Source organism: Cupriavidus sp. 05N39 (assembly GCF_056397325.1).
On sequence record NZ_JBFTNE010000157.1, the window covers coordinates 1 to 11450 of the forward strand.

General features: G+C 57.1%; 14 protein-coding genes and 1 pseudogene. All 15 read right to left on the reverse strand.

Annotated features, from left to right (window positions below; all coding sequences use genetic code 11):
* Positions 1–547 (reverse strand): annotated as a pseudogene (locus AC1DN0_RS38350) (hypothetical protein); the annotation flags it as partial.
* Positions 548–796: 249 nt separating this feature from the next.
* Positions 797–1519, reverse strand: coding sequence for a hypothetical protein (locus AC1DN0_RS38355; RefSeq protein WP_477103819.1), 723 nt, complete (start codon positions 1517–1519; stop codon positions 797–799).
* 64 nt (positions 1520–1583) lie between these two features.
* Complete coding sequence (locus AC1DN0_RS38360) at positions 1584–2057, reverse strand: hypothetical protein (protein ID WP_477143343.1); 474 nt, start codon at positions 2055–2057, stop codon at positions 1584–1586.
* 235 nt (positions 2058–2292) lie between these two features.
* Positions 2293–2706, reverse strand: coding sequence for a hypothetical protein (locus AC1DN0_RS38365; protein ID WP_477103837.1), 414 nt, complete (start codon positions 2704–2706; stop codon positions 2293–2295).
* A 218-nt stretch (positions 2707–2924) separates the two neighbouring features.
* Positions 2925–3131 (reverse strand): hypothetical protein, encoded by a 207-nt coding sequence (locus AC1DN0_RS38370; protein ID WP_477103838.1) that lies wholly within the window; start codon positions 3129–3131, stop codon positions 2925–2927.
* 793 nt (positions 3132–3924) lie between these two features.
* Complete coding sequence (locus AC1DN0_RS38375) at positions 3925–4515, reverse strand: hypothetical protein (protein ID WP_477146486.1); 591 nt, start codon at positions 4513–4515, stop codon at positions 3925–3927.
* Between the two features lie 90 nt (positions 4516–4605).
* Positions 4606–4827: a hypothetical protein gene (locus AC1DN0_RS38380; RefSeq protein WP_477103840.1), complete on the reverse strand. Its 222-nt coding sequence runs from the start codon at positions 4825–4827 to the stop codon at positions 4606–4608.
* 417 nt (positions 4828–5244) lie between these two features.
* Positions 5245–6054 (reverse strand): TIGR02391 family protein, encoded by an 810-nt coding sequence (locus AC1DN0_RS38385; RefSeq protein ID WP_477103841.1) that lies wholly within the window; start codon positions 6052–6054, stop codon positions 5245–5247.
* A 57-nt stretch (positions 6055–6111) separates the two neighbouring features.
* A complete protein-coding gene (locus AC1DN0_RS38390; RefSeq protein WP_477103842.1) occupies positions 6112–6999 on the reverse strand; it encodes a hypothetical protein in 888 nt (295 codons plus the stop codon).
* Positions 7000–7103: 104 nt separating this feature from the next.
* On the reverse strand, positions 7104–7313 hold the full coding sequence (locus AC1DN0_RS38395; protein ID WP_477103843.1) for a hypothetical protein: 210 nt from the start codon (positions 7311–7313) through the stop codon (positions 7104–7106).
* Positions 7314–7387: 74 nt separating this feature from the next.
* Positions 7388–8215: a hypothetical protein gene (locus AC1DN0_RS38400; protein ID WP_477143345.1), complete on the reverse strand. Its 828-nt coding sequence runs from the start codon at positions 8213–8215 to the stop codon at positions 7388–7390.
* Positions 8216–8471: 256 nt separating this feature from the next.
* Positions 8472–8789 carry a hypothetical protein gene (locus AC1DN0_RS38405; protein WP_477104752.1) on the reverse strand — a complete coding sequence of 106 codons (318 nt, stop codon included), beginning with the start codon at positions 8787–8789 and terminating at the stop codon, positions 8472–8474.
* Positions 8790–9380: 591 nt separating this feature from the next.
* Positions 9381–9698 (reverse strand): hypothetical protein, encoded by a 318-nt coding sequence (locus AC1DN0_RS38410; protein ID WP_477104753.1) that lies wholly within the window; start codon positions 9696–9698, stop codon positions 9381–9383.
* Between the two features lie 587 nt (positions 9699–10285).
* Entirely contained in the window at positions 10286–10633 is a 348-nt protein-coding gene (locus AC1DN0_RS38415; RefSeq protein WP_477104754.1) for a tyrosine-type recombinase/integrase, read from the reverse strand.
* 23 nt (positions 10634–10656) lie between these two features.
* On the reverse strand, positions 10657–11450 hold a 794-nt coding region (locus tag AC1DN0_RS38420), incomplete at its 5' end, for a transposase (RefSeq protein WP_477104755.1).

An 11450-nucleotide genomic window follows, 5' to 3' on the forward strand; every position in this document is an offset into this window, starting at 1 on the left:
GCCATGCACGGTGCCAGCCATCGCCGCCCGCCCGGATGTACTTTACGATCTCTCGCAGCGCATCCGTCACCCGCAATTGAACATTCACTGTATGCGCATACAGTGAGCTCAGCGGGTGATCGCCCGCTTGCAGCCCGTTACAGTCGCGCACCAGTTGTTCGAGCAGTGACATCACACTGTCCGGGAAGGCGACTACGCGCCTATAGTCCATCTGTGGCGCGACCTTGCGGAGGCGCGCACAGAAGCTTCTTGTGTTGGACACGGACGTGGGCCACGGAATATTGGCAGCGGGCATCGGATGGAGTGCCACGTTCACCAAGTGCTGATGGGCGTCGTACTGCCACTTCTTCAGCGTGCCGGGTGGGAACCGCGCCGACAGCACGTCCACGAGCGTTGCGCAGCCCATGCAAAGCCACGCACCATTATCGTAGGCCCGAAGTTGCGCCCGGGTCATCGTATGGTCTGGGCGCGGACCACCCTCCGAAGCTGCCGCATCATGCGCTGCGGCGCCAAAATGAACGTATTTTCTCGTGGTGATGTCGAACACGTGTGTGAGCCGATTGCAGCCTGGCCGTACACAGTGGTGATTAGCCGCGCTCGCGAGCGAGTCCTTTACTCCGGGCGTGAAATCGGCTCGCTTATGTCTGGATGTATTCCGCTCCATCACCCACTTTCCCGTTCTCAAAGTCACTCATCTGCCAGGCAGGTAGCCCGGCGCACGCCAGGATGACGGTGGCCAACCGTGGCCAGCCAGCCGGCGCACGCGCGGGAGTCCGACATTGCCTTTTCCGTTCCCTTACAGCTCGCCTCGTGCTTTTGCGCCCCTCAAGATTTCGCGGAACAGCATGCGGGCGACCGAGTGGGCCGGAGATCCCCCGACTTGAGTCGAACTGGAGCCATAGAATGAATTGACCGTAACGACTTTGGAACTAACGGTGTACGTCGCCTCATACGAAACGCCGTCCTCCTCGACCGTGACCGTGCTTGAAATTGCATGCAAAGGGCCTTCATGGGTACCGAAGGTGCCGAGCAAGCCGCTCCAGTTCGGGTGCGCGAATTCGCTCAAGTTTTCGTATAAGCGGTACAAACCGGGAACGGGTAACCGCTTATCTGCCTCTCTAATTGCGTCCAAGACGTGGACGGAAGCGGGGCTTCCTTCGGTCCCGGTGCCTGCCCCAACCACGACCATCGCAACCCGTTTATACAAGGCTGGCACGTCGCCCGATCGTTCGAACGCTTCCAAACTACGCAACAAGAACCCCAGTACCGCGGCCGACTCGAGCATTGATCTCGTGAGAATTGCAGCACTGAGGTGTCGGCCGGCATCGATCAAAGATAGTGCGTCGTCCGCAAGCCCGGATACGCGATGCAGCAAAGACTCCCGCGCAACAAGCATGTAGAACACGGTCTTGTGATCAATGCCCTGACTGACAGCATCCACGGCCTCAGGAAGCGCTGCTTTCAACCTAGCAGCGATATTGCGAGCTTCCTCCAGCGTTGCCGGTTCCGAATGTGCCATTTCGAGTCCCCTATCGTTCGTGGCGGTAATTGTTTACCTGTGCGCGGGCGTCGGCCTGCTTTTCCTATCCCTTGACTTGAATCAGTGGTGCCGGCAACTGCGGACCGTTCTCCGTTACATGAATGGCTTTTCCCGTTAGGCAATCGCGAATAAAGGCGTCACGCAGTACAGGTCCTACAACGCCTATCTTTCGCTCCGCGTCGTATAGGACCAATCTCCACAGTACGTTCTCACCGAAATCAAGGTAAACCTTTGCTTTTGCTTCCGCCCAATTTCTTAACAACTGGCCGCGTCCTAGCCACTGGACTTGGTATGCCAAGGGAGACTGCTGGATCGGCCCGCTCAGCCCCATACGGAAAAAAGAAAGATCCAAGTCTCCACGTAGGCCATCCACGACCCAAATCACCTCTTTATAGAACGCTTCACGCGATCGCATCTCCTCTGGTGCTATCGGGGAATGTTGAAACTCGATGACCAAGCCGAACGGGTTCTTAACGTCTGCAACATGCGTCTCGCTCGTGACAGAGTCCTGATGCACAACCTCCTGCCACTCCGAGGGAAATTTGTCCTTCCAATCGCGATGCCACTGCGTCTCGGATTCGTACCATGGATCACACGGTGGGCGGCCCTTATGAGCCCAGTGCCATACCCTTCACCCTGCCGCATCGAGCGATCATCTCGCTCGCACACAGGGGGTTGACGCATATACCTTTTGCCTTCGGAGTGGCCTCCGTGGGCACACCATGGACCAAAGTGCGTCTCATGTTCTTTTCCTACTTGTTGCACAGCTTCTCATCGATGACATTCTGCAGGACAGTTCCGTAGTGCTGACCGCTGACATCGGGATGCTCAGAAACATAAGCCTGGAAGGCGGTGCGCAACCGGTTGACCGGGGAATCGCCTTTTCCGTCTAGCCCGCAGCGCGACGTGGCCAAGACCGGACCAATGCGGCGCCGAAGGTCTGCTACGCCGTTGACTCCAACTGACACGTCAGGATCGTGCAGGTATGGCGCCATTGCGCCCTTGAACGTACCGTTGACGTAGCCATCCCTGTAAGCGGCAAGGGTAATAGTGCAGAGCGCCGAGTCCAGCGGATTGGCCACCTTCCCGTCTTTAATGGCCTGGCCGTTGGTGCATCGGATGGAAAGCTCCCCCGCGCTAAGTCCCTCGGCTGCTTCTGCGGACATGAACAGCCCGATCAGCAAACCAACGAATACAGAGGACCTACTAACAGACATCACAATTTCACCCTTATGGCTATCCGATCGCTTACGTGCCGATCGCGGGGCGCTCCCGTGCAAAGCGCTTCTATTTGGTCACCGGACTCCGGAACCTCTCGGACGTTCGACATATACTTTCCCGACCTTCTTACCGTAGTACGCGAGGTGACGGAGYGACTGCCCAATCAACGGATGCCCAGTGCTTGCGCAGCCTGATTGGTCAGCTTGGCGGACAAGTCAGTCAAGCGCTTGTGCTGAAGCATGAGGGCTTCGAAATGAGGGTTCGATTCATCTGCGCAACCTGCCCACGCCTGGCTATGGGTAATATCTGCGATCGCCTCAAGCTGAGCATTAATCGCAGCAATCATTCGGGTGTATTGTTCGAGGTCCATACGCGTTTTCCGTTTCAAGAGCCGGCTACCGGCCGGTGCGGGACGCTCGCGCGCCAGGTACTTTTCCTATTCGCCGTGAGTCGAACAATAGCCGCCCACCCCTCGGAGGGACTTCCATTGCTCCGGGTCAAGGCCCGTCCCGCCGGCAATGAAGTTTCGACATTGGCGCCCTTGCCGTGTCCGAGCTGAGCAATACACCGAACCTTGCGATTCATACCACTCGACGTATTCAGGAACGGTGAGGCCCATGACCTGCGCAAATACTGTTTGCTTGTCCGACCCGAACCGAGTCACCTGCTCCGGTGTCAGTGCGGCTGTCCTCGTGCCTCCCAAGGCTGGCACACTCACGTAGAAGCTACACCCTGCTGCCTCAGCAGCCTTCAATACTTCAATAACATCGGATGGATCCATCTTGCTTTTCCATGGTGTTAGGCGATCCTGCTGCCACAGTGTTTGCACTTGATGGCGTGCTTTCGTATGCGCTCCGCGCAATGCGCGCAACTCTTGGTCGATGCTCGAGATACTGCAAAACCGGCGATACCAAGCRCTGGCGTCAGCAAAAGCAAGATCCCGGCCTCCAATGCTCTTTGAGAGCCTGGTGAGCCACCTGACACGTCAATCACCCCAATGATTAAGCAAAACGCTGCGAGACCGTACAAGACCTTTGCCATGACTGTTCTATTCCTTTACGTCACGTAATTCAGACAGAAACGCCTCTATTCGCGTGAGTACCTGCGTTCGATCAGCTTCCACGCGGGGCACCGTCTTTACCTAGCAAAACGATGTCGATGCCCTACTGCGCAAATGCGAGGATTGYACTTGCAATCGTCGCAACGTTTGCGGCCTGGGGGAGCGCTACCAGCAGTGCAGATATGATCGAGCGCTTTGGAGCCCCCCCGGCGAACTGCGCACCGACGGCGTCCGCGATCTCGATGGCTTCCTGTTGCTTTCCTGGTGGTAGGCGCAAGGAGCACACAGCTTCGCGAAGCGCTGCCAGTTGCTCGCCGACGCTAGAATTTCCAACTACCGTGTTTGTCGAGTTGTCGATCGAATGATGGTTGATACGAGCATTGCTTCCCGTTACGTTATAGGTGATCGACTGCACAGCGCTCCGAGCTTCTGGAAGGCCGAGCTTTTGAACTTTCAACTCGTATCGCGCGGGGATGCCGTGGAAGGCTTCGCGAAAGTTCGGGTCGATGACCCGATATGTCTCCTCAGCACCGTTTGATGACTTGCGCAGGACCAAATCACCCGGCTCGATTAGCGGTTGGCTACGATGGATGGAGATCTTCGTGCTAGTCACATTTGCGGGCAAGTCGTCGGTGCGGCTGCCATCAGCCTTCAGGACTGAGACGCGGTCCCTCATCAAGCTTTCGAAGCTCATTTCTCTTCTCCCTTGTATTTGATGCATTCTACGCCGACGCTTCAGCCGCGATTGACTCCGTTCAATGTGCGCCGGCAGAACCGGCCTCTCCTACTTCAGCGTGACGGACACGCCGAGCCGGTTCAATTGCCGCGCGAGTTCGTCAGCTTGCTCGGCGGTCGTTTCTGGTTGCAATTCGATTGCCAAGCGATGGCCGGAAAAGCTCGGGTTGCTATCCAAATCTTCGAGATGGATAGCAAAACCATACCCGGTGGCCGTGGCGTGATTGGCAGGCTCCTTGACCGTGGCCGTAAACTTTCGTTGCTTCGACATAGATTCTCTCTCCACTGATGYCAGCGACCGGTTGGCCCCTGGCCCGAGCTTTTTCTATCGTCCAAACTCATGTGCTATGCCGTCAAAAACACCGTCCTCATCGAAACGAATCGCGATGTGGTAGCCGCGTGCCTGCCATTGGAGTAACGTACCCTTCGGCACACTCGACACAGACGTCGGGCGCCCYACAGCTTTCACAATTTCGGTTCGCGTCTTGCCTGTCAAGTCGCCTAGGCGTCTAAATTTTTTGCTGGTACTGCCTGAAGACGCCCTTCTGATAAACCACGCCATGAGAACCAAAAAAAGTACGAGCGGCACAAATGCCATGAAGCGCTCCTGTCAAAAGTTATTTCCTATTCACATGACGCGAACCTGACCGCCGACCAACTTCATCGGGATGCTGATCCACTTCTTTTCCTATACTCGCGCGGGCATCACGGCCGCGTCCAGTCGGCGATGAATCAGCGAAGCCACGCTTAGCAGATCCTCGGCATCGCTCCTAGTCATGCTCCAGAGCACCCTAGGCGCGTGTGCAGTGGTGTTCCGGAACATCCCAAACACGCCCTTTACCAAATTGGCAAAGCCTCGCTGCTCGCTCAACTGGCTTTCGTCGGCCAGCGCGTTGATCGCCAGCATGGGAGGATTTCCGCCAAGCGCACGGTCGACCAGCGCCGCGCCGTCGTCCGTTGGGCCCGTCCTGTCGCGAGGCTTCGCGGCGACGCTTTTCGTCGCCTCCAGCACCGCGTGGAAATAGTTATCCCCGACCAGCTCTGCGCGGCAAAACGCCAGTATGTCCGGATGCACGCCTCGGCCCGTAAGATCCGCCCTCAGGTCGTTCGCCCTGCGGATCGCATCGGGGAGTGTCGACGCTCGTTCGCTCGACACGAGCTCGCCGCTTTCCTCGACCTGAAGCCCGGCGAACACGAGACCACGGTTGAGGTTCGCCCGCATGGGCTCGAATCGCTCTGGGCTGCGTGCATATCGCTCGGGCTTCATGGCGAACCGGATGAAAGCCAGAATGTGCTTGCGATGCCCAAGTTGATTCTGCGAGTTGACGAACGCATTAAGCAGACGCTTGCGTTTCGTGATGCCGGGGGCGACGTCAGCGATCCTGGCATTGTCGAGCAGCAGCCCAATCTCGGTCCCCGTCAGACCGTCAGCGGTATCGCCAAGAGAGTCTGCGATCGCCTCGATCTGGCTCAATGAGAATGTCAAATCTTCGCTCACGCCGATGTCCTTTTCCTATGGGTTCATGCCGTACAGGGATTCGCGATTCATTTTTGTTTATCCGATCTGGCTGGGAACAAATGCCGTCGCGTCGCTGGCGATGATCCTGTCCACAATGCTGAAAACGGCGCCGTCAAGCACCACACCCTCCGTCGCTGCCCCGTCCAGACTATCCTTCAGGAGTCGGGGCGAAATCGTGCTGTCACCGAGGAGTCGATACACGTCGAGCATTCGGTTCAGGAGAGCCTTGTTCTTGCGACGCGTCCTCCATCGAAATGACAGTCCGATGAGCGACCACACGACCGATACCACCCACAATCCAGCAATGGACCAACCTGTCGTCTCGTGCCCCCTGCTAAATGCGAAGTATGCGATCGCGGGCAACAACAAGTATCCCAGGGCAAGGCCGATCACCTTGAACAGGATCACTAGCACAAAGTATTTGGCCGGGTTGCCGTTAGCGAACGTTACCGCAAAGCCGGAGACATGGTAGGAAAATGCGTCGAGCTCCGCGAACACGATTGCATCGAGCAGCAGCCAATCGAATTTATTGGTTCGAATTTCGGCATGGCTCAGGTATTCAGCCGCGACACGCAGCATCTCGTCTTTCTGGATGCTCATCCCGCGCGTCGCATCATTAGCGCGAAGGATGTTGAAGTTCTGGTGCGCCCAATAATACCGTGGCTTCTCGTTCGCCTGCGTGTAGTTGGAACCTGCATTGATGTGCAGGGCGTAAAACAAGTCAACCGTTGCCCTCAAGGCGCGTATGCATCGCTCGCGGAACTGCTCGGCGGTCCATTTTTCGGCAAGCGCGTTCACCTTCAAAGATGGAAGAATCGAACCGTGCCAAATGGGCTCGACAAACGGTCGAGCGTCCTCGCCCATTTGCTCCGCCCAATGCTCGTTGATCGGTTCCGCTACCGCGTCAAGCTGGTCCTTGTCCATGGTTTCTCTGCGTTGTCGTGACTCGTCAAGAACGCTTTATTCATTTCCTAGCCCTTCGCCTGCTTCGAGCACCGCCAGAGAATGACCGCGCGTCGTGCCCGCCGCTAATCAATCAAGCCGTGGTAATGACCGACCGCGACGACAGCGTCCACGAAGCGTTTGGCAGTGGCGCGATCCATTATTACGGTTTTGCCATCCACGATAAGATAAATACTGTCCTCTGGGTAATATGATGAACGACCCAGTTCAACTTCCAGCGACTGTTTGTTACCCTGGTCGCATATCGTTTCTTCAAAGTACATGGTTGTCGCCATAGATTGTCTCCATTCAAACGTTGAGTATTACCATGTGCCGGCAATGCCGGCTTTTCCTAGGTGTGGCCGGACCGCTAAGCTACCCTGCGAGCCTTCCATGACTTGGAGAGAACGTGGCCATTGCGTGTGTCCACCAGCCAAACACCTTCAAGCTTGAAGCCAAGTGCATCTTTGAAGACCATGTCGTGGTCGTCCGGGCGCGAAGGGAACTCGTAACTATTTAGGGTAATTCGAGCGGGCTCAATCCTCCCGATCAGAAGCACCGTCATGGAGTCTTCCAGATCACGAGCCTGGCTTTGCCCCGCTTTCAGAAAGCCTTGCATCTCGCTGTAGCCTTTGAGGGCCGGCACTTCTACGAGAATTTGCTTTCGGAACGTGATGTCCATCCCCCTTTTGGCGAAGTAGTCGCGGTAGCTGGAGAACTCGCTTGACGGCCGGATGTCGTCGTAGACAGCTACGTAGCTGAAGCGGCTCCCCACACTTGCCGGGTTGACAATGTAACGCCACTCTTGCTTGTTGGCATCATACTGAAACGACGCCTTGGAAATACGAAAAGCCACTATGTCGCCAATCTTGATCCCATCGAGCAGTCGTTCGCCACCAACCTCCCTCATGCGTTTGGCAAAGGCGGCGTCGCTTTCAAATTTGCCTTTCCAAGGATTGAACCGCATCAGGGCATCCCTTACCTCATCGGGCGGCAGACTGACTCGCTGTAGATCGAGATCGCTAGCTTTGAGATCGACGGGGCGATACGCCGGCTCCTGCGGTTGCGTCGGTGTGGCGGCGGGGCTAACCTCGGCAGACGACGCCGAGTTGACCTTGGCAGGCTGCACAGAACGTTCATGACAGGCGGCGAGGACAAGGCAGGCAATGGTGACCACGAGGCTGGCTTTGATTTGCATGAGTCTGGTTCGTCTTGAAGGGTGATCTTTTCCGTTAAGCGACAGGCTGGCCGTAGTTCGCGCCGGCCGCGTACTCGGCCGGTGGCAGTTGGCTGACCAGGAGCGCCTTTTCGGCGGCCGTGAGAGCGAGTCGCAACCATCCGGCGCGCTGTGTCGTGCGGGCATAGTCAAGCTCACGTTGCTCCCAGGGGCCGAGCGTACCGGAACCTGTCTTGATGCGTTCATGAGTTTTTCCTATTTTTCTACTTCAACGCGATCAGTCACCCAACACGCGAATCAATCTTTTRCCGCTGACACAAATTGCAACGCCAGAGCATATCAACAGCACAGCAATGATGTAGCCGAGAGCGGTTTCTGGAATCCACCACGTTGGAAATGCCGGGTAGGCTTCCGCCAGAGTTGCGTTCGCTACCTGACGCCCACCTACGCTCTTGATGGAATTTACTGAGGTGGTGGCGATGCCACCGAACATCCCAGCGATTAGCAAGGCGAAGCCACACGACAGAACTGCCTTTCCGAAAACTAAGATACGAACAGGCTTGGTGAGGAAAAATTCGTAGAGGCGTTCGAGCATTTTTTTTCCTTTTTCGATTACTTCAGGCAGTTCTCGACGGCGTATGCACACTGTTCGCCTCGGGTTAGCACACCGCCCGTCGGCCCCGAGTAATTCATCCGTGACACCTTGCCGTCCGTCATCACTACGTTGACGGTGCATGATCTGCTCCGGCGCGTTGCAAATCCAAAGCTGCTCGTGTCACTATTGCCTGCTACGGCAGCCGCGCCATACGTGGTGTTCCCTACGCGCGTGCTTTGGGAGACTCCCGCAGCCGCCGCGTTGGTTGTCGAATACCCATTCGAGTAAGTGTCGCTTCGTCCGTTTCCAGATGCGTAGCTCCACACTTCGACATTGCTTTCGGCGGCTTTCGTCTGCGGCACTCCCATGCAGGCCAGTACCTCGCCCTTTGACATGCCGATCATTGCCGATCGTGCCGCTGTGGCAGTCTGCGCTCGCTCGATCGCGCAGCCAGAAGATAGGAGGGCAGTCGAAACAACGAACGTTGCCAAAACAGTTCTCATGAAACCCGGTTGCATGTTGGCTCTCCTGCCTCGGTTTTTCCTTGGTAAAACGCCATAGCCTGATACCCGAAACCCTTAGCGATATCGTCTAGTAAGGCGTGGTAACAGAAGACATGGGGCCAACGGTGGGGCTTTCCCCGCGCTCTGTTGCTGTGTGCAAAGTGCCGCTCTCGTCTTTCCAGCACATCAAATTGGTTTTGCCAGTCGAATCCTGACCTGGGCGCTGAATCGATACGGTGTTCCATCCAACACATGCGCCGCCGATCTCGGTAGGCGTGCTCCGGAATACGTAATCAGTGCCGCTATCAACATGAAGAATGCCAACGACACCATCTGGAAAGTGAGCTGATTGTCTATCGCACCCTGCCAACGCTAACAAAACACAGATCAAAATCTTCTTTTTCATGGTTTTTTCTCGGTGTTCACGTTGCGATGCAGCCCGCACGGCCCCCCTGCCACGCTTCGGCTATCGCATACTGCGTTGTCCCCCAAGTCGGGCTTGCGCCCGACTGGGCCAGCAGTGTGGCGCGGAAGCGATCACATTCTGCACGCGGGTCCAGTCTAGCTACCGGCTTCTCTATCTACGTCGGTGCCGGCGGCGGCGTGAGACCCTCTCCGGGGCCACTGTTTTGGTTCCTATTCCAAACCATATGCGCTCACCTTCTTGTTGTTGTCTTTTACGTCCTATCGAACCAAGCCTGAAACTGAGTTTGAATTGTGGTGCCACGCCAGAATTTCCTGGATGTATGCGCGGCCCATCTCTGGCAAGCCTCGGAAATCAGAGGACTCACTCGGTAAGAGCCACTTGTCGAGCGTTCGCTTGGACACGCTGAGGCGTGCCGCGAACTCTTCGCGCGTCATCCCGAGCTGGTTCATTGCCCCACGAAGTAAGTCCTGCTGGGTGGCCGGATAGAGCTTCTGCTTTGATCCCATTTATCCCAATGTATAAGGTCCAATTTCCCTGGTCACGTATATCCCCAACGGGGATTATCGTCAACCCCCATAAAAGAGGGGATCGAGAGCGGCGCACGCCTCCCGGAAGTCGCGTTTGGTGACTTCCAGATAGGGGGAGATATGATAAAAGTGGGAGTGGCCGAGCAGCAGTTGGACGGTATCGAGCGAGTGCCCCTGCGCGAGAAGCCGGCTGGCAAACGTTCTCCTCCCAGAGTGGCTGCTATATCCGCTCCTGAGTCCAGCCGCTCGATAGAGGCCCGTCACATAGCTTTGCAAGCTGTCGGCAGCCAGGTAATTGACTTGCTCGCCGGCTTCGTTCGTCCGGCGTTTGACGCTCAGCTCGTAGCGGCCGCCTTTGTGCGTCAGGATGAGGCACGTCTGGGGCATAAGACCCACCCCTTTCAAGGTGATTAGACGACACGTCCAGCCTTGATGACACGGGCGGTAGAAACGTGCCGCCGTGCTACGCATCCGGCCACATAGCCTTTCTTCTTCGGCGCTTTCGGTCCCCGCGTATGTTTGCGCATCGCGCGGGGATCAACGTGCGTCGCCATCTTGATCAACTCGCGACCGAGCTGAGCTGGGGTGAGGAGGTCATAGGCCTGCCACACCTCGGGCGGCACCGCGATCATCATGCCGGCATAAGTTGCCCGGATTTCGCTGGCGAGGTAATACGGTGAGAGATCGATGTCGCTGGTATCCAGCTCATGCCGGATTCTCACCGCAGTCGCAGTCGCAATCACGCTCAGTACGTTATACGCGAGCGCCGCCACGCCGAAGGCCAGCAGCGCCGCGCGCGGTTGGCTCAACGAACGAATCTCACTGTTGAGCACCGATTCCAGCCGCTGAAACATATTCTCTATGCTCCAGCGTCGCCGGTATAGCCGGGCGACGGCCTCGGCCGTCAGATGGGCGGCCGGGACATTGGTCAGCAGGCGGATGACGGTGTCACCATCCTTGGTGGCGCCATCCAGATGCAGCTCGATGCGCCGCAGCACCAGCGGCGCGTTCGATTCATCTGGGATGCTGACCGCTTGCTCGTACACGATGCCGGTTTCGACCCGGCCCATTTCGCGTAACGGCTCCAGCTCGCTGGGGCTCGGATTGCGGCCGTGCTCCCGCACGATGAAGGCGCTGCCGCGACGCTGCCACCCGGCAAGAATCGCCCGGGTGCTGAAGTTGCGATCGGCGATCCACAGTTCGG